Raw genomic sequence first — 23105 nt, forward strand, 5'->3', positions numbered from 1 at the left:
TTGAAACTCTACTACACGTCGAGGTAACGACCCAAGGAAAGGGAGCTACCGAGCAAACCGACGCCTACGCCGATGCATACGAAGATGATCGCCATATCTTTTAAAATTAAACGGGGCTGAATAAGTTTCATGCCCATGAGAATATCCAATCGTTCATCGAAGAGACCGTAAATTCCCCTATATCCGAAATAAACTAACGCCAAGGCGATGGCCCCTGCCACCAATCCGAAGACCAGCCCTTCCATAAGGAGAGGCCTGCGAATATATCCGTTGCTGGCACCGATATATTTCATAATTTGAATTTCGTGGCTGCGATTGGAAATCGTGGACTTCACCGTGTTGTAAATAAGCACAATGGCGATAATGATCAGAATCGTCACAACGACGACGCCGAGTGTCCGAACCCAATCGTTTAATTGTACGATTTTTCCGATAAGTTCATTTAAGTAATCGACTTGATACACTCCGGCCATTCCCTGTACCGAATGAGCCACAGTCTTAGCTTCCTTAATGTTGGAAAGCTGAAGTGAAATCGATGCAGGCAAGGGATTCTCATCCATGCCGTCGAGAAAATACGAATCGTTCGAAAGTTCGAGATTTTTGGAAAAATCTTCCCACGCCTGTTCTTTCGAGGTAAAAGACGTATCTTTTACGTAGCCCGTAGCTTCAGCTGCGGAAATAATTTCCCGTACATTTTCTTCCGTGGCGCTATCGGTAAGATAGACCACTACCTTGTCCACTTTCTTTTCCGTCTCGTTGACGAGACCCGTCATGTTTAAAACCAAGAGCAACACGACACCGAAAAGGACGAGTACAGCCGTTGTGGAAATAATGGAAAGTAAACTCATGCCTTTGTTACGGGCGATGCCTTGGAAGGCTTCTTTTATGTTGTTGCCGAATTGCCTAATGAATCGCATCGTAACCTCCCACATTGACATCGCTGATCACGCGACCGTCGTCTAAGGTGATGACGCGTCGGTTCATGTGGTTTACAATATTACGCGCGTGGGTCGCCATAATGACCGTGGCGCCGTCTTCGTTAATGCGCTTTAAAGTTTGCATAATGGTCATGGCCGTCTCGAAATCCAAATTGCCCGTGGGCTCGTCGCATACGAGAACCGGCGGACGATTGACGATGGCCCTCGCAATGGCGAGCCTTTGTCCTTCCCCGCCGGAAAGTTCGCCGGGGTAACTGTTTTGTTTGTCGCTCAATCCTACCAGTTCCAAAACCTCAGGCACTCTTTTTTTAATAGTGCGTCCGCTTTCCCCTACGATTTCAAGGGCGTACGCCACATTTTCGTAGGCCGTCTTTTTTTGCAAAAGGCGGAAATCTTGAAAGACTACGCCGACACGACGACGTAATTTGGGTATATACCAAGGAGCCAGCTCCGTAATGTCTTTTTCGTTGACAAAGATGTGACCACGGGTTACTTTTTCTTCACAGATTAATAACTTGATCAGCGAACTTTTCCCCGCGCCCGAAGCGCCTACGATAAAGACAAATTCGCCGTAAGGTATTTCTAAATTGACGTCTTTCAACGCTTGTACGCCGTTACTGTACTCTTTAAAGACGTTGCGAAATGTTATCAACGGTCCACCTCATTCCTTATAATTATCTCATTTATTATAGTATAAGTTACAAAAATATGAAACCTTGGAGGGTCTGCATTGTGAAAAAGACTTCTATTCGTAATAATTTAAAACTCGCCCGTAATGAAATCTCCCCCGATATTCGAAAAAAAGCCTCGGACGAAATTTTTTCGCGACTACAATCTCTTCCCATTTATAAAAAAAGCCGTTCCGTTTTTATCTTCGTCTCCATGGGAAGCGAAGTGGAAACCATTCGTTGGATTCCGAAAATGTTAAGAGAGAAAAAGGTTTACGTCCCTCTCGCTCCGAAGCACGAGCCCATGATCATGACGGAGATCGAAAGTTTAGACGAATTGGAACGGAATGCTCTCGGCATTTTAGAATTGCCCACCGAAAAAATAAGAGACCGACACCGAGAAAGTGTCGATCTCATTATTACGCCGGGCCTCGCCTTCGACGAGGAAGGTTACCGCATGGGATACGGCGGCGGCTATTACGACCGTTTTTTTGCCACCCACGCGGGCTATCGCCTTGGCGTAGGATTTCACAATCAGCTCGTAAAAAGCGTGCCTCGCGACGAATACGATTTGCCCGTACACGCCTTTTTATCGGAAAAGGATTATTTGGTTTTTTCGTAAATTTTCATGACCATCTGCCCTGCCATATAGGCGGCGCCGTACCCGTTGTCGATGTTCACTACCGCCACCCCCTCGGCGCAAGAATTGAGCATGGAAAGTAAAGGCGCAACGCCTCCAAAAGCGGCGCCGTAACCTACCGAGGTCGGCACGGCGATAACGGGAGATGACACGAGGCCCGCCACGACCGATGGAAGTGCCCCGTCCATGCCGGCGCACACGACGATACTGTCGGCCTGATGTAATAGATCCAGTTTATGGAACAAGCGATGAATGCCCGCCACGCCCACATCGTAAACGGTTTCGGTGCCGATACCGAAATAATTCAAAGTACGCACACATTCTTCCGCCACCGGGACGTCCGATGTTCCCGCCGTTACCACGGCCACTTTCCCAATGGCGGTTTTTTCTTTTTTCGCCATGGCTGTTTTTGAAAGGGGATCGTAATCTAAAAGGTTTTTAATGTCTCCCAATCCATTAAACCGTTCCTCACTTAAACGCGTGACTAAAACTTCCCCGTCGTGTTCCAACATTTTTTCAATCGCCGCTTTTAAATGATCCGCCGTCTTGGATTCGCCGAAAATAGTTTCGCCGAATAGGCGGCGTTTTTTGCGCTCAAAATCTGCGGTAATAAATTTCTTCGGCTTTTCACCTTCCATTTTTTCCCTTTCTATTTTTTAACTCACTGTTATATACTGTTTTGTAACTTTTATTGGGAATAGATCTTAAACTTTCCTAAACCTATTTTATGATATTATGGCAAAAAGGATGTGATGATTTCGTGTCATTTATCAGTATACGGGATTTATACCGCGTGTACCGCATGGGAAATGAAAAAGTCTATGCTCTTCGCGGCGTCAATTTAGATATTGAGCGGGAAGAAATACTCTGCCTACTCGGTACATCGGGCAGCGGAAAATCCACTTTGCTTAATTTAATGGCCGGTCTCGACAAACCTACGAAAGGCGAGATCGTCATTAACGGAAAAGTACATATGGAAAAACTTTCAGAAGAACGGCTCACGAAATTTCGTCAGTTAAACGTGGGCTTCGTCTTTCAATCTTATAATTTAATTCCTACCCTTACCGCCACTGAAAATGTGAGTTTAGGTTTAATTTTTAAAGGCGTCGGCAAGGCGGAACGGGAAGAAAAAGCCCGCGAGATTTTAACCCGCGTCGGCCTTGGCGATCGCCTCGAACACAAACCTATGGAAATGAGCGGCGGTCAACAGCAACGGGTTTCCATTGCAAGAGCCTTTGTGGACGCGCCGCCGATTCTCTTCGCTGACGAACCTACGGGAAATTTAGATACCGCTACGTCGGTGGAGATTATGGAGATGATGTGCGATCTCGCCAAAGAGCACAAACAAACTCTCATTATCGTCACCCACGATTTGGAAACGGCAGTATACGCCAACCGCGTCGTGGAGCTGAGGGACGGCATTATTATTCGAGATGAAACGCAAATGGTAAAAGAGCAGGCCGAGCAATTAAAGCTTGCAGACCATTAAAATAGTTAGGAGAAACTATGAAGAAGATGAGATCAAAAGTATTGTTAGTCACCGCAGGCGCTTTGTGCCTTGCCAATGTAGGCGGATTCGTACAGGCGACTCAAAATTCGGGAGGTATGCCCCCTGCCAAAATTACCCAAGGCAGCCATGCCCCTATGTCCCTTTTAGAATTTTGCGATGTCTCCTGGCCGGAAGCCGCATCCCCGGGAAAAGACATTCCTATTCGTTTTTCCATCGTAAACAACGGAGCGGCTCCGACTAAAAATATTTTGATTCGCGCCGAATCCCAGGACTTGGACGCCCTCGTGCCGAAATCGACGAGCACCGTCAATGCGCAGTATTTCGCGCCGAAACAAAAAGAAACCTATACCTTTAATTTCCGCCTTACATCCAATGCCAAAACAAAAAATTATCCCATTAAATTAACCGCTACTTACGTGGACGCTACTAATGGTGAAATACGCGAGTCCACCCAAATCGTGACCGTTATTTCCAGAGGCGGCAACGGTTCCGAAGTTTCCGATGCCGGCAGCTCCTCTCACTCCTCACTGGGAGGCGGATCCGGCATGGGCGGTTTTTCCGGCGGCGACATGGGGGATCTCGGCCCCTCTCTCCCCGTAACGGGATCAGGCGGCGCGCCCTCGGGGCAACCTGCTACCGGCGCCAATACGCCGAAAATCGTTATCGACAGCTACACCATGGATCCTGAAACGGCAAAAGCCGGCGAACCTTTTACCCTCTACTTCAAAATTTTCAACACCAATCGAAAAAAACAAGTGCGCAATATTCGCGTCGCTCTTTCAGCCGATGCCGCTGAACCTGTAAGTCTTCCTTCCGGATCGTCTTCCGGTGACGGAGCTGCCGCAGCCGCTGCAGCTGCTGCATCATCCGGCGGAGGCGATGGCGGCAGCGCCTTTATTCCCGTGGGAAGCAGCAATACCTTCCACATCGAATCCATTAAACCTCGCCACAGTGCCGAGAAAGAAATTACGTTAACCACTGCACCTGATACGGCGGCAAAAACCTATTCCATTACCGCCACCTTCGAATATGAAGACGGTAACGGCAATCCTTATACGTCCACGGAAGTCATCGGCATTCCCGTGGTACAAAGCTCCGTATTGGAACCCGGCGATTTAAAAGTGGATAAAGAAGGCTTCGTCGGCGAAGAAATGCCCTTGTCTTTTGAATTTTTCAACACGGGCAAATCCGTTCTGGCCAATGTCATGGTGAAGCTGCGCGGCAACTTCGATGCCGACACCAATACCTACTTTGCAGGAAGCGTCGCACCTTCCAGCGCCGAAACCTACGACGTCAACATTACGCCGAGAGAAAAAGGTGAGCAAAAAGGCGAGATCGTCATTTCCTACGACGATTCTACGGGAAAACGTCAGGAATTTATTAAGCCTTTCGTCGTCAATGTCTCCGACGGCGTAGGTAATGGAGACGAAGAAGACGAAAATGAAAACAAGCGCCCGGCATGGGCCATTCCCCTCGGTCTCTTCTCACTGGCGGCCATTGGCGGCGGCGTTGGATTTTACGTCTATAAAAAACGGAAACAAAAAGAGTCGAGCGACGAGGATTTGATGGTCTAATGAGCTTTAGAGATTTATTGGATATGGCGAGGCGCAATCTCCTCGCCAGAAAACTCCGTACAGGCCTTACCCTTCTCGGCGTAGTCATCGGATGTGTCTCCATTATTTTAATGATGAGCTTCGGCTACGGCATTACGGAGAACAATCGCCGTATGATGGAAGGCTTCGGCGATGTTCTCAACATTCAGGTTTCGGAAAACAGTACACAACCCGGCGGAAAAAGTAAGAAGACGCCTAAAAAAATTACCGATCGCTCCATTCAGGATTTCAAAAAAATTCCCCACGTCATCGACGTTACGCCGGTCTATAACGCCACTATTTCGGCAAAGTACAGAAACTATACCGGTGACTTTTTGTCCATTACCGCCATGAACAAGGAAACCTACTCGACTTTAAATTGGCACACGGATAAAGGCAGCCTCTTTCACGGAAACGGCGAGGGGCAACTCATATTCGGAAGTGAAATGGTCGATAGCTTTTACGATCCAAAGGTTACCGATACGGAAATGGACGCCGATAATAAAGACGACGCACCTCCCCTGTTCGAGGCGGCGGGAAAAACATTAAGCGTAACCTCTTCCGATATGCCGGATATGGGGTTCGGCGGGCCGTCGGAAACGCCATCAACCAATGGCAAGTCGACGGATTTAAAAGTAGCGGGCGTCTTAAAAAAGACGAAAAAATCCCAATACGATAACGGCGCATTTATGACCATAGACGGTTATAAAAAATTGGCGGAGACCTTAAACCTTCCCGCGCCGGATAAGGGTAGCTACCCGACGGTACAAGTTCGCATCGACGATACGGAAAATGCAGAAGACGTTACCGATGCCATTAAGGATTTAGGCTACGAACCTTCCGGTTTGCTGGAAGCCATTAAGAGCATGAATCGCGGCATGGCCATCGTCAACGCCATCTTCGCCGGCATCGGTTCCATTTCCTTTATCGTCGCTGCCATCGGTATCGCCAACACGATGATCATGTCCATTTACGAACGTACAAAAGAAATCGGCGTCATGAAAGTTATCGGCGCCTCTATTCAGGATATTCAAAAACTCTTTTTAACGGAGGCGGCGCTTATCGGTTTTATAGGCGGCGTCATCGGCGTCACATTGAGTCTTATGATGAGCGCAGGATTTAACGCCATAGGCAATCGGTTTGCGCAAGCACAGGGTGCGGAAGAAGCGATTAAACTTTCCTACATCCCCTTCTGGCTTATTCTCGTCGCCCTCATCTTCTCCACTTTGGTCGGCGTCGCCGCAGGCTATTTCCCGGCAAAACGCGCCATGAATCTTTCGGCATTGGACGCCATCCGAAGCGATTAAAACCCATATAGATTTCCTCTATGTAGCTATGTTTTCCATTGTAAAATACAATGGAAAAACGGGAATTTGTCCCGGATGAAGGTGAAATATTTGTTAAAATACTAGTAGTGTTATTTATAGTTCAAGGAGGAAATTTAAATGAACAAAAAACTGAATATCGTGGCTCTTGCCCTCGTACTTTCCGCAGGTCTTACAGCTTGTGGTCCGAAAGCTGAAAATGCACCGGCAAACAATGCTGCACAAAACAACGCTGCTGCAAACGCAAACGCTAATGCAGACAAGGAAAAAGCACCTGCAGCTGAAGTCGGCGAAATGAAGGGTGAAGAACTCGACAAAATTATGGAAGATAACAAGGCTAAAGAAAATGTCACCGTTATCGACGTTCGCAGCCCCGAAGAATACAACGAAGGCCACGTTAAATATGCTATTAACATGCCCCTCGATACTTTTGAACAAGATCTTTCTAAAATTGAAGATTTAAAAGATGCTGAAGTTATTACCATTTGCAACTCCGGCAAGAAGAGCGGCGAAGCTGCTAAGATCTTAGTAGACAACGGCTTCAAAAACGTTAAAAACGCAGAAGGCGTTAAGAAATTCGACTACACGACCATGACGAAAGTTACCAACGTTCGCGGCGCTGAATTCGTTGAACTTGCTAAATCCGGCAAATACACCATCATCGACGCTCGTGACGCTAAAGATTTCGAAAAGAGCCACGTAGACGGCGCTATCAATGTTTTAGTCGACGAATTCGACGCAAAATACAGCGAACTTCCCACCGACAAACCGTTCTTAACCTACTGCTACTCCGGCAACCGCTCCTGGGAAATTGCTTCCAAGTTAACTGAAAAAGGTCACGAAGCAACCAACTCTTTGGACGGTACCAAAGAATTTGACGGCTTTGAATTAAAGTAAATTAAAAAGTGCCTTGTCAAATGACAAGGCCTTTTTCTTGTGGAGACTTTTATGAATACCATTATCTTTTTCTCCCGCACGCCGGAGCCCGGCCACGGAAAGACGAGGCTCCGCAAAGATGTTCCCGACGAAAAAGTCGATGCCATTGTCGCCTATCTCTACGAAAAAATGTATGGTACTTTGGCGAACACCCCTTTTCGCCTCGTCATCCACTACGACGGCAAGGTTCCCGCAAAAAATGTGCCTTCCTTTTTACAGGAAGGACGCGATCTCGGGGATAAAATGGCTCGCTCCCTGCAACGGGAATTACCCCATGGCCCTGCCCTTTTAATCGGCTCGGATTTAATGGGCGTCGACGAAGATTACATTGCAGATGCTCTCCGCGCTTTGGAAAAAAAGGACATCGTCTTGGGTCCTGCCCACGACGGCGGCTACGGCCTCGTCGGCATGACGCATTTCGTAGATATTTTTTCGGGGATCACGTACAGCCAAGAGGATGTACTGGAAAACACCGTAAAAAAAGCGAAAGCCCAAGGCAAATCCGTCGCCCTTCTCGACACCATTCGCGACATCGACGATATTAGCGACCTTGCCGCGGAAGTTTTGGAATGCCCCATTGCATCTTTTTCGGAAAATGAAACGTGTTTTCTGTTTTGCAGCAACGACGGAAAAGAGTTAAAGGTATTTAAAAGAGATCCTAACAATACATCGGGACTACTCCATCCGACGATTATGATGCCATTCTTTCATTTCATTTCCAATAACGTAAAGGAGACATTATGAAGCTAAACAAAAAGATCATAACCATAGGCATAATTATCGCCTGCTTACTCGTCTATTTTTTCGTTCCCTCGGTAAATCAGGGAATTAACCGCGCCATACGCGTCCTCACAACCGAAGGCATCGACGGTATCGCCGCCTACATTCGCAGCTTCGGCGTCTACGCCGTCATCGTATCCTTCCTTCTAATGGTCCTCCAATCCATTATTTCGCCGATTCCCGCATTTTTTATTACCCTGGCAAACTCCGCCATTTTCGGCTGGGTTAACGGCGCCATTCTCTCCTGGTCTTCCGCCATGGCAGGTGCCGCCCTTTGCTTTTATATTTCCAGAATTTTAGGGCGGGACGTCGCCGAAAAATTTACCGGCAAAGGTATGCTCGAAACCGTAGATAAATTTTTCGAAAATTACGGAAAATACGCCATCTTAATCGCCCGCCTCCTCCCCTTTATGAGTTTCGACTTGGTTAGCTACGCCGCCGGTTTAACGGGCATGAGCTTCCTCGCATTTTTCGTCGCCACAGGCCTCGGTCAACTTCCGGCGACCATCGTCTATTCCTATGTAGGCGGTACCCTTACAGGCGGCGCACAAAAACTAATGATGGGCTTGCTTATTCTATTTGCCCTCTCCATTGCCATTTTTGTAGGCAAGAAGGTTTACAATGACAGACGCAACAAAAAAGCAAACCAAATGGATTAAAATTCTTACGGCTATACTTTTGGCGGCAATCTTTTTTGTCGCCTTTAAGTATATTAAGGACTATTTTACGGAAGAACGGATTCAATCGATTTTAAACGACGCCGGACTTTGGGCGCCTGCCATTTACATCTTGCTTTGGGCGACGCTTCCTATTTTTCTATTTCCCGTTCCCCTTCTCGTCGTACCCAGCGGCTATATTTTCGGAACGACCATGGGCGTCGTCTATACGCTTATCGGCTGCGCGGTGAATATTGTCATAATGTATTACCTTGCGGCGAAACTGGCGCGGAAACCGATTAGCGAATTGGTGGAAAAAAAGAGCAACGATAAAATCAAGAAGATTTTCTTTCATCCCTCGGGCACGAGTCAAGGCGTATTTTTTATCTTCCGATTGATTCCCCTGGTCTCTTACAATCTCATTAACTACATGGCGGGTATTTTACAGATTCAATTCCTGCCCTACTTTGTGTTAAGTTTAGTGGGCATTACGCCGGGGATCTTCGCCTTTATTTATTTAGGAGAGCAAATCCACGATCCGAGCACACCGGAATTTAAGCTGGCGATTTTCTTCCTCTTACTTTTAACGGCGCTATCCCTCATTCTCCTGAAGATTTATAATAAGAGGCATCGGAATGATTAGTATCATCATCCCCTGTTACAACGAAATCAAAAACATTGATCGACTGCAAAAAGCCTTAGATGCTCTGGAGGGCGAAAGGGAAATTCTCTTTACAGACGGCGGCTCTACCGACGGAAGTTTTGAGCGCATTCGCTACCCTAAGATCCAAAAGGCGAAGGGCCGCGGCGCACAAATGGATCTGGCCGTAGAACAGACAAAAGGGGATGTGCTTTGGTTTTTACACGGAGACACCTTCCCCGAAAAAACCGCCCTTCGATCCATCGAAGAGAGCCGGGCGGAGTGGGGCTGTTTCAAGCTGCGCTTCCGCTCGAAGAAAGCCATGATGCGCATCGTCGCTTTTAATTCCGATAACCGCGTGCGCTTTCGCCACATCGCTTTCGGCGATCAGGGTATTTTTATTCGCCGAGCGCTTTACGACGACATCGGCGGCTTTCGCCATATTCCTCTTATGGAAGATTACGATCTTTCCATTCGATTAAAAGAAAAAGGCTACAAGCCCGCCCTTTTAAAAAACACACTCTTTACAGACGCCAGACGCTTTGAAGAGAACGGCATTTGGCACACGATTTTTCATATGCAACGCTTGCAACGCGCCTTCCGCAAAGGCGTGGATCCTGCGATTTTAGCGAAAGAATATTAAGGAAAGGAGTTCATTATGATCTCATACGCATTGGATTCCTGCATCCACTGCGGCAAATGCAAAAAGGTCTGCCCTTTTTTAGCACACTACGATATGGACCTGTCCGAATTTGCCACGCGGCCCGAACTGAAAGGGGAATGTTACCTCTGCGATAATTGCAAACGCACTTGCCCCAAGAATATTTCGGGGCGCGGTATCGCCATGGAACACAGAAAAAACAAGCCCCTCCCGAGCCTTAAAGTTCGTCTGCAAAAAAATCCCTATCTTCTGCGCAATGTTCAGAAAAAAAACACGAAGAGTCTACTCTATCTCGGCTGCAACTACCCCGGGCAGTTTCCGGAAACTTGCAAAAAGCTTATTGGGATTTGCAGGGAAGACGGAATTGATTTTTCCGTCGATTGTTGTAAAAAGCCGGTGGCTCAAACGGGAGTCGAACTTTCAAACGATTCTATTTTCGATCACGTAAAGGATCGCGGCATCGAGCGCCTTATTTGCTGCTGCCCCAATTGCTACAATATGATGAAAGGGCGGAGCGACATCGAGGTTATCTCCATTTTTGAGTATTTACACGAGCGCGGGCTTTTAAACGAACTGCCCCAAGAAAATATCCCTCTCTATATTCCCTGCGGCGATCGGGAACATCTGGAGTTTTTTAAATACATCGAGCCCCATTTAAAAAGCTATCACAAGGAATATAATAAAATTCACTGCTGCGGCCTCGGCGGTGGCGGAAAACATACTCCTGAAGTAGCGGAAGAAGTAGAGAAAAAATTCCAAGCCCTCCACGAAACCTACGGCGAAATCTGGACTTATTGCGCCAGCTGCTCCATCGCCTTTCAGCGATACAACATGGATCACATCGTCAATATCCTCTCCGCTTTCTTAGGTGTAAACGAGGCGCCGTCTACAGAGTACATGAAAAATGTGCTGGCCTTTAGGAGGCTTCCCCATGACATCTAAAGAAAAAAACTGCGCGCAAAACGTACTGGGTGCTTTCGGAAAAGAATTCGGTTTGAGCGAGGACATCACCGACCGCATGGCCGCTCCCTTCGGCGGCGCAAGATACAGCGGCGAAACCTGCGGTTGCGTTAGCGCCGCCACCATGGTGCTCGGGCTGAAATACGGCGACGACGAAACATATTTAAGCGAAAAAGTCGCTTCCTTCGACAAAGCCTTTAAAGAAAAACATCGCTCCACACAATGCAGAGAGATTTTAGGCTACGACTTTTCCAAACCCGGCGAACTCGCGAAAGCTTACGAAAGCGGCTCCATCGCCGAAAATTGCCCGAAATGCGTTTCCGACAGCATCGCCATTTTACAGAAATTACTGGATTCATAACCTCACCGGTATTAAAATTTCCCTTTGAATCCGGCGAAGTATTTCCTTCGAAACCAAGCAAATAAAAAAATAACCCCCGTTTCCGGAGGTTATCTCGAGCTCACCCTCAGGCTGGGCTTTTTATTTTGCTCGTTCCAAAGCTTTTTCAACGGCATCTTTAATGCCTTTCGAAGTTTCCGTAGCCCCTGCTATGGAATCGATGTACGTGGTATTTTTCTTCACCATGGCGCCGGGCAAGGTATTTAATGCTTCCTGTACTTGTGGCACTTGTTCTACATATTCGCCGTGGTCCACCACTTCCACCGACACCATGTTTCCGCCGGCGACAGTAACTTCCACTTTTATAGGCGTCTCTTTTGAATAGCCCATTGCCTCGCCGCGAAACACGCCGTCGCGATAAACTGTTTTGCCGCTACAAGCCGTGAGAAAAAAGAGCGCTACCGTGGGAAAAATCCATTTTTTCATCGGCGATTTAAATACTCTTTTATAGCTATCGTAACGCCTTCAGTCGTCAAACCGAAGGTTTCAAAAACTTCTTTCGCATTGCCGCTGGCGCCGAAAGTGTCGATGCCGAGAACCATTCCGTCGAGGCCCACGTAGCGGTACCAGCTCATAGTCGCGCCCGCTTCCATGGCCACGCGGTGGCGAACATCTTTTGGAAGAACGGCTTCTTTGTAATCCTTCGATTGCAGTTCAAATAATTCCTGAGAGGGCATACTGACGACGCGAACGCCAAAGGATTCCGTTTCAATGGCTTTTGCCGCATCCAACGCCAATTGCACTTCACTACCCGATGCAATGAGGATGAGTTCGAGTTTCGCCTCTTCTTTTTTAAGAATATAGCCGCCTTTTAAAGCGTCTTTCGAACTTCCATCGAGTTCAGGCACGGTTTGACGAGTCAAAATTAAGGATACGGGCTTGTCTTTGGAATGCATGGCCGTGTACCACGCCGCCGCCACTTCCGTGGAATCCGCCGGGCGGATGGTAATGGCGTTGGGAATACTGCGAAGCATGGTTAAGTGTTCGATAGGTTGGTGTGTCGGCCCGTCTTCGCCGACGCCGATGCTGTCGTGGGTCAAAATATAGGATACGGGAAGACCCATTAAAGCGGCCAGGCGAATTTGTGGCTTCATGTAGTCGCTGAAGACGAGGAAAGTAGCGCCGTACGAACGGAATCCGCCGTGTAAATAAATACCGTTGACGATGGCGGCCATGGCATGTTCCCGCACGCCGAAATTAATATTGGCGCCTTCGCGATTTTTCACGCTATATTGGCCGGCGCCTTTTATGTCGCTCTTGTTGGAGGGCGCCAAGTCGGCACTACCGCCGAATAAGTTGCCCATACCTGCTGCTACCCGTTGCAATATTTCGTGGGAGCTTGCGCGCGTCGCCATGTCTTTTTCCACAGGCTTCCAGAAGCTTTCCTCGTCCATAAAGGAAAGATCTTGCGCTTCTGTATCGTAATGGGCGATGAAAGCTTTATATTTTTCGGGATAGCTTTCTTTGTAGCGCCCTTCCATTTCTTTCCACGCGTCGTAGTTTTTCTTTTTCTCGGCGAGAATCTCGTTCACGTATTCTTTTACTTCGTCGGACACCGTAAAAGGCGCTACATCGTAGCCCAAGGCTTTTTTCGTCGCCAGGTTTTTCTCTTCTCCCAAGGGTGCGCCGTGAACGCCGGCATTTCCTGCGAGAGGAGAACCGTACCCGATGACCGTTTTAATTTCGATCATCGTCGGCTTCTTCGTTTCCTCTTTCGCCTCTTCAATGGCCTTTGAAATGGCGTCTACGTCGGTGCCGTCTTCCACCGTCAGCACTTGCCAACCTAATGCGCGGTAACGATCGGCAATGCTCTCCTTAAAGGAAAGGGAAGTATCCCCTTCGATGGTAATATTATTGGAATCGTAAAGGACGATCAATTTTCCCAGTTCCAGCGTGCCGGCAATGGAGGAGGCTTCGTTGCTGATGCCTTCCATTAAATCTCCGTCGCCGCAAAGAACGTAAGTATGGTGATCGATGAGATTCATGCCTTCTTCGTTATAGAGAGCGGCCAATCGCGTTTCCGCCATGGCAAAGCCTACAGCTGTGGAAATGCCGGCACCTAAAGGACCCGTCGTCGTTTCCACCCAATCGGTGTGGCCGTATTCCGGATGCCCCGGCGTTTTAGAATGTAATTGTCTGAAATTTTTTAGATCCTCCGCTTCGAGGCCGAGGCCGAAAACGTGGAAAAGTGAATATAATAAGGCACTTCCGTGGCCGGCACTTAAAATAAAACGATCTCGATTTACCCAGTTTCGATCCGATTTTTCAAATTGTAAGGCTCCCGACCAAAGGGCCCACGCCATAGGTGCCGCACCCAGTGGCAAACCCGGGTGTCCGGAGTTGGCTGCATCGATTTGATCGATGGAAAGGGCGCGTAAAGTGTTAACCGCTAATTGCTTTTTAGTTTGCATGAGATCCTCCTTTGGTCGTCTTCACGACGGAAACCGATTGGCCGTCGCGCCATACTGTCCATAAAAATTTGGGAATGACGAGCTGTCTCCGTAATCGAGACGGGTTTTTTAATAAGCGATAAAACCATTCTAAGTTTAACTTAATGAAAATATCCGGCGCACGTTTCGCCTTTCCGGCTAATACATCTAAGACGCCGCCGTTTCCGATGGCGATTTTCAAATGGGAAAATTTCTCCCGATTATTCAAGATAAACTGTTCCTGTTTGGGAAAGCCGAGGCCTACAAATAAAATGTCCGCTTCCGATACGTTGATGGCGTCGATCACTGCCTTTTCCTCTTCGTGGTTCTCGAATCCTCGATGAGCGCCTTTAAAATAACCGTGATGCACGCCGGCCACAATCTTGCCGTAAACAGCCTCCACTTCTTCTCTCGCCTTTTCTCCTACGCCGGGTTCGGCGCCTAAGAAAAATACTTTCTTGTCTTCTTCTTTCGCCAGTTCCAACATGGCCATGGAAAGATCGAAGCCCGTTACCCGCTCTCTCAGGGGATGTTGCTTCATCTTGGATCCCATAATAAGGCCGATGCCGTCGGCTACGACGAGGTCGGCGGAATTAATCGCTTCCGCCAGTTGCTCATCGTCGCGACACGCCATGACGATTTCCGTATTGGGGGTGAAGAGGGTGTGGAGTCTTTCCTCCCCGAGCATTTCTCTTAAAATTGCCTTCCCTTCGTCGAAGGAAATATTATCCACGACGGTGTTGAAGATTTTAATTTTCTCTCTACTTTTCCAAGAGTTCGAAGACATGATGAACATTCCTCCTACTCTTTTCCCGCAGATCATCGTGCATGAGCGTCAACTTTTTCCGCGCACCGTCTCCGTCGTTAAAGGTGGCGACGACGGCGTTTAAAAGTTTTTTCTCATCCATTCCTTCCGACTCAATATCCGAAGGAATGCCCAAAGCTTCTAATTGGGATTTTACTTTCGGGTCGTACACCACGCCCACCACCGGCGTCTTGGATGTGACGGCATAAATCAATGCGTGGAGCCGCATGGCGATCATGACATCGCATAGACCGATAATGCCTTCCATTTCTTCCACGGCGTAATTTCCCGCCAACACGTGGCCGTGCTCTTTGTGTACCATGGCCGCCTTGATGCTGTCGGCGAAATGTTTATCTTCCGGATAATGTAAAGGCGTAAAAAGTGTGTCGATGCCACATTCTTCGTAAACGCGATCCGCCACATAGGCCATTTTTTTTGCAAGGGCAGGCGCCTTCTTCCATTGGCGTACGGCGACGCCCAAAAAGCGGCGATCCACGGGGATACGCTCTTCCCTTAAAAGGGCGCGAGCCGCCCCTTCGCCGATACCTTCGATGCCGTAAACGGGATCGGCGGTAACTTCCATTTCAGGTTTCGTGACGCCGATATCCCGCAATACCTCGAGAGAATCGTCGTCTCGAAGGGTAATAAAGTCCACGCCGTTTAAAACTTTTGCGGTGAGTTTTCGATTAACGGTTTTATGAATAGGGCCCACGCCGTTGGCATAAACGTAGATTTTTTTCTTCATTCGTTTTGCCAAGGCCATAACGCCGAGATAGTAATAAAGGGAACGGGACGATGTTTCATCTTGAAGTAAAGACCCACCCCCGCTAATCAGAAGATCGGCGGATTTAAGCGCCTTTTTGACCGAGCCGTAATGGAAACGCTGGGTGGCGTTCACATTGTAAAGTCGTCTCGTTCGCGCCGGATCGTAGGAAAGGACGTTTAACTGAATCGTCGGATCGATGGCGCGGATGTCGTTTACGATGGCGTGCAAAATGGCGTCGTCGCCGCTGTTGTCGAAGCCGTAATAGCCGCTAAATAATACTTTCTTCGCCATAAACACCCGTCCTTTCTTTCATAAGTTCCAAACCCTTTCGCCGTCTGCACATTCTCGCAAGAGAAAATGCAATGCCGAGAAGGAGATAAAAAGTCGTCGTAATTTTCGTCATGTAAAAAATATTTTCAAACATTCCGTGGAACAGCATCCCGGAAAAGGACGCTACCATCGCCGCCCCCATGGTTCGCATGTACCGGTCTTCGCTCTTAATGGGATAGCGGAAGAGGGCGACGAAAATGGCGATGACGAACAATACAAAGAAGAAAAATCCCAACACGCCCATTTCCGCGAAGATTTCGATAAAGGTATTGTGGGCGTGGAAAATACCCAAAGTCGATAAATACCGCTCAAAGGTACGCTTAAAGGGCATATATCCTAAGCCCAGGCCTAAGAGGAAATTATCTTTTATAATCCTGATCGCCACTTTCCAAATTTGAAGGCGATAAGACGCCGAGGATTCGTTCATATTAAATATGGTCATGAATCGGGCGATAAAGGTTTGTGGAATAATGTAAACCGCCGCACCTGCCATGGGAATGGCGAGAAGGAGCAGTTCTTTTCGTACGATGACGATAAAAATCAACAGGGAAAGGGCAAGCCCCAGCCAGCCACCGCGGCTCATGGTCATGAACAGGGCGGCCAATTGCACCGCAAACATAGCTAAGAAGCTGATGCGCACCCCGTCTCGCTTGGAAGACCACAAGACCCCGACGGTAAGCGGCATGGTCATCACCAGGTATTCCGCAAAAATATTGGGGTTTCCGAAAATAGAATAGACGCGCGCCCGAATATCCGTGTTGAATTTTTCATCGAGCCAGCCTTCTTTTATATCGACGCCCACAATGTATTGAACGATGCCGATAAGGGCTAAAATCGTCGTGGCGACGACGACGGCGGTAATGATTTTATGCAGCCGCTTTTCGTCGTAGGATTCGTTGACGATCATCATAAAGAGCATGAGCCCGCCGGTATGAATGGCGAAATCCCGTATAGACCCTGCCACGATCATAGACGTAAAAGTTTGAACTGCGAGCATTAAAAAGTATACGTAGATCATGGTCTCCTGCCCTTCAATTTGTAAGGGCCGATTTTTTAAGAAGATCTTTCTCAAAAGATAGAGACCGAAAATGCCGTAAAGAAGGGCTAAACACAGGGTATCCGGTAAAAAAATGTAACCGAAAGCGGCGCCGATAATGCCGGCCATGGGATTTTCAAATAATACGGCGATGCCGAAAAGTGCGGCCCAAAGGCCGATGGTAAAGGACAGTTTAAAATACAAGGCAGCGCCGCCGATCACAAAGCCTACGGCGAAGAGGAGGAGGGGATTTAATTTTAGTTTTCGTTCCACGATGTCGCCTCCTCGTCATGAACTAATAAGCTCGCCGCACCTTTTACCATCGCCATGCCCCGTGAACTGCGAAGCTTCTCGTCCGTATTCCGGGAAAGGAATCCGGATAAAAAGCCGATCACTAAAAAGGGGATCCCTATCCAAAGGGGTACTTCCCTTTTTAAAATACCGATCACCAATAGGGAAAAACCGAATCCGACGGAGATCATGCCAACGGTTTGCAAAGCGCCCTGTAGGGTTTGAAACCGCGCCATGCCGTTAATAAGTTTGGATCCCGATGCGACGTTTTCCAAGCGAATACGCATCCATTCCGCCACCGTATTCATGAGGCGGAATAAAAAGCGAAAACATTTAAAGAAAACGGAACGATCGAAACTGTTCATTAATCCGTAAAAAATGCGATGGAGAAAACTTCCCCTATAAGCGATCGCCAGGCCGTTTAAAAATCCCGCCACCACACGGTGAAAAAGACTGCCCCCGTACCAGCGTTCCAATATCTTTAAGACACGGTAAAGGAATTGAATCAGCACACTGGAACTAAGCATACGTTACTCCCCGGTGACGGCGATGCCGACGCAAATACCGTTAAAGGTGCAGGTTTTCGATTTTAAGCGATATTCCCCGCCGACGCGCACTTCGTCGCCGCTAATTAAATAGGCTCTGTCGTTTTCGGCAATGTCCACGTCTACGTCCACATAAACGGAATATTTGTCGGGTACCGGCGCATTAATCCATTGGCCTTTATATTCCGTAGCATCTTCGAAGGGCACTACTTTTTTCGCGCTGACCTTTCCAAAATAGCTTCCCTTTTCAAAGGAATAAAGTTCGGAGCCTTCCATAATGTTTTCCACCGACGGCATACGAACCTCTTCTACGAGAAGGGTTACTTTTCCTTTGGATGTCTTTTCGATTGCCACCGGCGAATGGCGCATCCGGGAGAAACCTCCTACGACGGCCACGATTAAAATCAGCAAAAACAATAAATCGATAATATTGATCTTGCCGAAGAGTCTTCCTTTACGATCGATCATGCTATCTCCTTTCGAGAATGTGTTTATAAATTGAGACATGGCTTTTTGCCATGGCGTGTTCCGAAAAATGTTCGTTTACAAATGCATTGAGGGATTCGCCGCGGGATTTCATTTCGTCCCGATGCTTGAGGGCATAGATCAGCTTTTGCGACAGCCCCTCTACATCCTTAGGCTCAAAGGTAAAGGCGGCATCTCCCGCCATTTCCCCGATTCCCCCCACATCTGTAGCGATAAAAGGAATCTTCGCCTTTGCCCCTTCCAGTAAGGCATAGGGGAAACTTTCTGAAACGGAGGTTAGAACATTAACTTCCGATGCATAGTATAAGCTGAAGGGATCGTCTACCTGACCTAAGAAGGTCACCAAATCTTCTAAACCGTGTTCGGCTACATATTGTTTTAAATACGCGCCGTCGGCTCCCTCCCCTGCGATTAAAAAGTGGGCGCCCTTTAAATTTTCCCGCCCCTTATCGATGGCGGCTAAAAGGGTGCGATGATCTTTTACGAGATCCAACCGTGCGGCGGTGGCAAAGAGCATACGATCCTTAAATTTTTCCAGCCCGTAACGTGCGAGAAAAGCATCTCGATCCACGTGGCGCTCTTCCTTTTTCATATCGATGCCATTATAGACGACAAAGATGCGATCCGAAGGAAACCCCCGCTCAATAAGCATATTTTTAAACCGCTCCGTAATGGCAATATAGTACGGGAAGCGTTTCAAGGCGTAGCGATTTAAAGGTGTAAATACCTTATCTTTAATAAAATTGTCTTTAAAATCCAATAAGTAATCACTATGCAGCGTCGTCACCATGGGGATATCCACGCGACGCCGCAAGTAGAGGGCATTAAAATTGGCTCGGGCACCGTGACAGTGCACGAGATCGAATTTTTCCCTGCGGATCATGGCCACCACTTCTTTTAAAGCCCCCATATCGAAGCGGTTTTGTTGCTCCACAAGACGGGCGTCGATTCCCAATGCCCTTGCTCCGTCGAGAAAGGGGCCGGGGGTAAAGCACACCATGCTGACGTCGGAATATTCTTCCAGACCTTTCAGCAAAGTATAAATATGGGTCTTTGCCCCGCCGGTATCGCCGCCGCTAATAAGATGAAGAATTTTCATCGTCTGCTCCCACTATTTATCCACACGATAGCTTCCGCGCACCATGACGATGGCATCCGTCCTCGCTTTTAAACCTCGACCGTCACTTCTCGGTGCGATAAGTAAATGGTCTAAGGGCGCTTTTTTATCCTGATCGAGATTGGCGCCTTCGGTAATATCGCTAAGTCCGCCGCTGGCACCGGCGATGGCGGTTAAAGAACCTGTACGGGGAATCATTTCCGTGCCTTGCGCCACGATCAAAACGTCGCCCGATTGTAAATTCACAACTTCCAAATTGGCCGCACCGCCCTGGGCAGGAGCCGCTCCGTTTAATTTACTTTCGATTTGTTCTAAACGTTTATTTAGATAACTTAAGGAAACCAGTGGGTCGCCGTTATTTGCAAAAGCAGGCAAAGCTGCGCCGACGACGAGGGCCAACGCCAAAGCAGGGCCGCATTTTTTCCATTTGCTTCTCACAGTCTCATCCTTTCTCAACTAGAAATATTCACAATTTCTATTATACAACATCCAATGGTGGACACCAATGAAAACGACGATAAGCGCGAGAAAAACCTCGCGCCTATCGCCGTTATGTACTATAATCCGAAACTTATTTTAATTGCTTCGTCAATATCCTCCATGATTTTCGAACTGAACTTTCCGATTTTTTCTCGGAGCCGTTTTTTGTCGATGGTTCGAACCTGCTCGAGCAAGATAACCGAATTTTTCGGCAAGTCGTTGGTCGCCGCCTTGACCTTGACGTGGGTCGGCAATTTCGTCTTGTTCATTTGGCTCGTAATGGCGGCGACGATGGTAGTGGGGGAATATTTATTCCCTACGTCATTTTGTAAAATAACCACCGGACGCACCCCGCCCTGTTCCGAACCGACAACCGGCGAAAGATCAGCATAAAAGATGTCTCCTCGTTTTATAATCATGGATCACACCCTTTCTATTTAGTTGTCATAAGTAAAGCTATTGCTTCAGTAGCTCAGATGCCCTTCAAATTTTTCCATTAAAAGAAAAACGTCGGGAAGATACTCGATTAAGTCGGAGGCGATAAGGCCGTGGCGGCTTTTATGTAAAACGCCTATGTCTCCGCTCATTCCGTGAACATATACCCCTAAGCCGGCGGCATGAAAATAATCCAAACCTTGGGCCAAAAAAGACGTGATAATGCCCGTCAGCACATCGCCGCTACCCGCCGTTGCCATGCCGGCATTTCCCGTAGGGTTAAGATACACTCTCTTCCCATCGGTTACGACCGTATCGTTTCCCTTTAACACGACGACGCCGCCGTAAAGGGATTGGCACATTTTCGCCGCTTCCACTCGATTTTCATGAACCCACTTTACATCGCGACGAATTAGCCGCGCCATCTCCCCTTCGTGGGGCGTTAAAATCATATGATCTCGACGTTTGTTATAGTGCGATAAGTGAAAGAGGCCGTCGGCGTCCACGACGAGAGGTTTGCTTTCCGTGGAATAAACTTTTTTGAAAAGATCGAAACTTTTTTCGTCTCGTCCCATGCCGGGCCCAATGGCCACGGCCTTCATATCGTCTAAAAGGGAAAGATCCTCCCTGTTTTTCACGATTACTTCCATGGCGCGGAGGGCAAAGGAAGCGACGGATTCTTCGGGAAGAAGGGCGTACGCCAAACCGGTGCCGCTTCTTAAAAGGGCGCGAGTTGCCAAATCCACCGACCCGTACATTCCCGGGCTTCCACCGATAATCGCCGCCTTTCCCCGACTTCCCTTGTGGTCGTCTCTTTTCATTTTAGGAAGAAGACGAACCCATTGGGGATCGAGGGAGAAAGTTTCGTAAGGATAATGTTTACTCACTATCTGAGCTATACTTATAGCATAATCCTTTTCGTGGCTAATGGAAAGATGAAAATATGTATTTTTATAAAATCCGTAGGGTTTCCCCGCATTATTTTTCCCGACGTGCAGGTGTTTAAGCCCGGTAGAAAAAATTCCCTCGCCCAGTGCTTTTCCCATAGCTTCCTTTGCGGCAAAAATACCGGCAATATGTTCCGGCGTTCTGTTTTTCAAATTGTTAATGTCGTCGCCGCTTAATATTTTCTCTAAAAACTTTTCTTCTCTCCGCGCCAATGCTTCCGCAATGCGGGGAATGTAAACCATATCGATTCCTATCATATGCGCCTCCTATTTTTATCATAGCACAGATATTTTAAAAACATTGAAAATTTTCTTGACAAGTCTTTTCAATCAAGATAGAATGGAGAACAAATTTAACATATACGATGAAGGCGTCCTCAAAATTACAACGCCGGAGTATAATATTTTCTTAAGGCTTTATGCGAAGAAAGGTGGTACCGCGTTACACGACGCCCTTTCGCAAAGTCTTTTTTTGTGCTTAAAAAGGAGGCATTATGACTGAAAATGTATTTGACCTATTAGAACGAAGAGGTTACATCGATCAAGTAACTTTCCCGGAAGAACTGAAAGAACGTTTGGCAGAAGGGCCGATTACGTTCTATATCGGTTTCGACGCGACTGCCGACTCTTTAACTCTAGGCCATTATTTACAAGTTAAAGTGCTTCAACACTTCCAAAGAGCAGGTCACAGACCGATCACTCTTTTCGGCGGCGGCACCACCCTTATCGGCGACCCTTCGGGCCGTACGGATATGCGTAAAATGTTGACCAAAGAAGACATCGCCCACAATATCGACTGTTTCCAAAAACAACTTTCCCATTTCATCGATTACAACGACGGAAAAGCCATTATCGCCAATAACGGCGACTGGCTTTTGGATTTAGGTTACCTGGATTTTATGCGCAATATCGGCGTGCACTTCTCCGTAAACCAAATGTTAAAACTCGACGCTTACGCTAATCGTTTGGATCAAGGGCTTACTTTCTTTGAAATGGGCTACATGCTCATGCAATCCTACGACTTCCTCGTGCTCTACAAAAAATACGATTGCCAATTGCAATTAGGAGGCAGCGATCAATGGAGCAATATGCTCGGCGGCTACGATTTAGTGCGCAAACTGGAAAATGGAAAAGTCTACTCCATGACGTTCAAATTGCTTTCCACTGCCGACGGACAAAAAATGGGCAAGTCGATGAAAGGCGCCATCTTCCTCGATCCGAACAAGACGCCGCCACACGACATGTTCCAATACCTGCGTAACACCGACGACCGCGACGTCATTAAATTTATGAAACTCTTAACTGACGTCAGCGACGACGAAATCGCCGAATACGCAAAACTTGAAGGACAAGAACTGAATAAGGCGAAGGAACGCTTGGCTTGGGAAATCACCGCGGAAGTTCACGGCAAAGACATTGCCGACGAACAATTGGAAGCTTCCCGCGTCCTCTTCGGCGGCAGCGGCGCTACGGAAAATATGCCCACCACCGAATTAGACGCCGACGATGTTACAGGCGGCATTACCGTCGTAGATCTTCTCTTAAAGGGCGATTTAATCGCTTCCACCAGCGAAGGCAGACGTCTTATTAAACAAGGCGGCGTTTCCATCGACGACGAAAAAGCCGAAGCCCATGATCAAATCGTTTCGAAAGAAGCGTTGGAAAAAGGCGTACACGTTCGTAAAGGAAAAAAAGTTCACCACTTATTTAAACTTAAATAAAAAGAGAGCAC

26 protein-coding genes are annotated in these 23105 nt (G+C 47.7%); 12 read left to right on the forward strand and 14 right to left on the reverse strand.

Annotation, left to right across the window (positions count from 1 at the left end):
* Positions 1-11: 11 nt before the first annotated feature.
* On the reverse strand, positions 12-917 hold the full coding sequence (ftsX, locus tag HMPREF1863_RS05910) for a permease-like cell division protein FtsX (protein ID WP_068368520.1): 906 nt from the start codon (positions 915-917) through the stop codon (positions 12-14).
* Positions 904-1590, reverse strand: coding sequence for a cell division ATP-binding protein FtsE (ftsE, locus tag HMPREF1863_RS05915; protein WP_068368523.1), 687 nt, complete (start codon positions 1588-1590; stop codon positions 904-906). Before ftsE ends, ftsX begins: the two co-directional genes overlap by 14 nt.
* An 80-nt stretch (positions 1591-1670) precedes the next feature.
* On the opposite strand from ftsE, the gene HMPREF1863_RS05920 reads away from it, so the two are divergent.
* Positions 1671-2228: a 5-formyltetrahydrofolate cyclo-ligase gene (locus HMPREF1863_RS05920; protein ID WP_068368526.1), complete on the forward strand. Its 558-nt coding sequence runs from the start codon at positions 1671-1673 to the stop codon at positions 2226-2228.
* Here HMPREF1863_RS05920 and larB read toward each other — a convergent pair.
* On the reverse strand, positions 2210-2884 hold the full coding sequence (gene larB / locus HMPREF1863_RS05925) for a nickel pincer cofactor biosynthesis protein LarB (RefSeq protein ID WP_068368529.1): 675 nt from the start codon (positions 2882-2884) through the stop codon (positions 2210-2212). The genes HMPREF1863_RS05920 and larB overlap by 19 nt on opposite strands.
* A 122-nt stretch (positions 2885-3006) precedes the next feature.
* Between larB and HMPREF1863_RS05930 the strand changes: the two genes are divergently transcribed.
* The 10 genes from HMPREF1863_RS05930 to HMPREF1863_RS05975 all read left to right on the forward strand — a co-directional run bounded on the left by HMPREF1863_RS05930 (position 3007) and on the right by HMPREF1863_RS05975 (position 11667).
* Positions 3007-3735: an ABC transporter ATP-binding protein gene (locus HMPREF1863_RS05930; RefSeq protein WP_198142727.1), complete on the forward strand. Its 729-nt coding sequence runs from the start codon at positions 3007-3009 to the stop codon at positions 3733-3735.
* Between the two features lie 17 nt (positions 3736-3752).
* Positions 3753-5330, forward strand: a complete 1578-nt coding sequence (locus HMPREF1863_RS05935) for a COG1361 S-layer family protein (RefSeq protein ID WP_068368536.1) — start codon at positions 3753-3755, stop codon at positions 5328-5330.
* Entirely contained in the window at positions 5330-6655 is a 1326-nt protein-coding gene (locus HMPREF1863_RS05940; RefSeq protein ID WP_068368539.1) for an ABC transporter permease, read from the forward strand. The genes HMPREF1863_RS05935 and HMPREF1863_RS05940 overlap by 1 nt, the downstream gene beginning before the upstream one ends.
* A gap of 138 nt (positions 6656-6793) precedes the next feature.
* Positions 6794-7570 carry a rhodanese-like domain-containing protein gene (locus HMPREF1863_RS05945; RefSeq protein WP_068368542.1) on the forward strand — a complete coding sequence of 259 codons (777 nt, stop codon included), beginning with the start codon at positions 6794-6796 and terminating at the stop codon, positions 7568-7570.
* Between the two features lie 51 nt (positions 7571-7621).
* Entirely contained in the window at positions 7622-8353 is a 732-nt protein-coding gene (locus HMPREF1863_RS05950; protein WP_068368544.1) for a TIGR04282 family arsenosugar biosynthesis glycosyltransferase, read from the forward strand.
* The gene (locus tag HMPREF1863_RS05955; protein ID WP_068368547.1) at positions 8350-9048 is read left to right on the forward strand and encodes a TVP38/TMEM64 family protein; all 699 of its coding nucleotides are present in this window, start codon (positions 8350-8352) and stop codon (positions 9046-9048) included. Before HMPREF1863_RS05950 ends, HMPREF1863_RS05955 begins: the two co-directional genes overlap by 4 nt.
* Positions 9011-9688, forward strand: coding sequence for a TVP38/TMEM64 family protein (locus HMPREF1863_RS05960; protein ID WP_068368550.1), 678 nt, complete (start codon positions 9011-9013; stop codon positions 9686-9688). The genes HMPREF1863_RS05955 and HMPREF1863_RS05960 overlap by 38 nt, the downstream gene beginning before the upstream one ends.
* Positions 9681-10328 carry a TIGR04283 family arsenosugar biosynthesis glycosyltransferase gene (locus HMPREF1863_RS05965; RefSeq protein WP_068368554.1) on the forward strand — a complete coding sequence of 216 codons (648 nt, stop codon included), beginning with the start codon at positions 9681-9683 and terminating at the stop codon, positions 10326-10328. Before HMPREF1863_RS05960 ends, HMPREF1863_RS05965 begins: the two co-directional genes overlap by 8 nt.
* A gap of 15 nt (positions 10329-10343) precedes the next feature.
* A complete protein-coding gene (locus HMPREF1863_RS09135) occupies positions 10344-11288 on the forward strand; it encodes a 4Fe-4S dicluster domain-containing protein (protein ID WP_068368557.1) in 945 nt (314 codons plus the stop codon).
* Positions 11278-11667, forward strand: coding sequence for a C-GCAxxG-C-C family protein (locus HMPREF1863_RS05975; RefSeq protein WP_068368560.1), 390 nt, complete (start codon positions 11278-11280; stop codon positions 11665-11667). Before HMPREF1863_RS09135 ends, HMPREF1863_RS05975 begins: the two co-directional genes overlap by 11 nt.
* Before the next feature lie 120 nt (positions 11668-11787).
* Here the strand turns inward: HMPREF1863_RS05975 and HMPREF1863_RS05980 are convergent, their stop codons facing one another.
* The 11 genes from HMPREF1863_RS05980 to HMPREF1863_RS06030 form a co-directional block, all read right to left on the reverse strand.
* A complete protein-coding gene (locus tag HMPREF1863_RS05980) occupies positions 11788-12132 on the reverse strand; it encodes an FMN-binding protein (RefSeq protein WP_068368563.1) in 345 nt (114 codons plus the stop codon).
* Positions 12129-14117, reverse strand: coding sequence for a transketolase (gene tkt / locus HMPREF1863_RS05985; protein WP_068368566.1), 1989 nt, complete (start codon positions 14115-14117; stop codon positions 12129-12131). The genes HMPREF1863_RS05980 and tkt overlap by 4 nt, the downstream gene beginning before the upstream one ends.
* Positions 14107-14922: a WecB/TagA/CpsF family glycosyltransferase gene (locus HMPREF1863_RS05990; RefSeq protein ID WP_068368569.1), complete on the reverse strand. Its 816-nt coding sequence runs from the start codon at positions 14920-14922 to the stop codon at positions 14107-14109. The genes tkt and HMPREF1863_RS05990 overlap by 11 nt, the downstream gene beginning before the upstream one ends.
* On the reverse strand, positions 14897-15997 hold the full coding sequence (gene csaB / locus HMPREF1863_RS05995; RefSeq protein ID WP_068368572.1) for a polysaccharide pyruvyl transferase CsaB: 1101 nt from the start codon (positions 15995-15997) through the stop codon (positions 14897-14899). Before csaB ends, HMPREF1863_RS05990 begins: the two co-directional genes overlap by 26 nt.
* Positions 15975-17345 carry an O-antigen ligase family protein gene (locus tag HMPREF1863_RS06000; RefSeq protein WP_068368575.1) on the reverse strand — a complete coding sequence of 457 codons (1371 nt, stop codon included), beginning with the start codon at positions 17343-17345 and terminating at the stop codon, positions 15975-15977. The genes csaB and HMPREF1863_RS06000 overlap by 23 nt, the downstream gene beginning before the upstream one ends.
* The gene (locus HMPREF1863_RS06005) at positions 17330-17890 is read right to left on the reverse strand and encodes a hypothetical protein (RefSeq protein WP_068368577.1); all 561 of its coding nucleotides are present in this window, start codon (positions 17888-17890) and stop codon (positions 17330-17332) included. Before HMPREF1863_RS06005 ends, HMPREF1863_RS06000 begins: the two co-directional genes overlap by 16 nt.
* A gap of 3 nt (positions 17891-17893) precedes the next feature.
* Entirely contained in the window at positions 17894-18376 is a 483-nt protein-coding gene (locus tag HMPREF1863_RS06010) for a DUF4330 domain-containing protein (protein ID WP_068368580.1), read from the reverse strand.
* A gap of 1 nt (position 18377) precedes the next feature.
* Positions 18378-19493 carry a glycosyltransferase gene (locus HMPREF1863_RS06015; RefSeq protein WP_068368583.1) on the reverse strand — a complete coding sequence of 372 codons (1116 nt, stop codon included), beginning with the start codon at positions 19491-19493 and terminating at the stop codon, positions 18378-18380.
* A gap of 12 nt (positions 19494-19505) precedes the next feature.
* Entirely contained in the window at positions 19506-19949 is a 444-nt protein-coding gene (locus tag HMPREF1863_RS06020) for a hypothetical protein (RefSeq protein WP_068368587.1), read from the reverse strand.
* Between the two features lie 119 nt (positions 19950-20068).
* Positions 20069-20410: a type II toxin-antitoxin system PemK/MazF family toxin gene (locus HMPREF1863_RS06025; RefSeq protein WP_068368590.1), complete on the reverse strand. Its 342-nt coding sequence runs from the start codon at positions 20408-20410 to the stop codon at positions 20069-20071.
* Positions 20411-20455: 45 nt separating this feature from the next.
* Positions 20456-21631 (reverse strand): NAD(P)H-hydrate dehydratase, encoded by a 1176-nt coding sequence (locus HMPREF1863_RS06030; RefSeq protein ID WP_068368593.1) that lies wholly within the window; start codon positions 21629-21631, stop codon positions 20456-20458.
* 236 nt (positions 21632-21867) lie between these two features.
* Here HMPREF1863_RS06030 and tyrS point away from each other — a divergent pair, with 236 nt between their 5' ends.
* Complete coding sequence (gene tyrS, locus HMPREF1863_RS06035; protein ID WP_068368596.1) at positions 21868-23094, forward strand: tyrosine--tRNA ligase; 1227 nt, start codon at positions 21868-21870, stop codon at positions 23092-23094.
* The last annotated feature ends 11 nt before the right edge of the window (positions 23095-23105 follow it).

Origin of the sequence: Aedoeadaptatus coxii, assembly GCF_001553115.1 — a bacterium.
GTDB classification, from domain to species: Bacteria; Bacillota; Clostridia; order Tissierellales; family Peptoniphilaceae; genus Aedoeadaptatus; species Aedoeadaptatus coxii.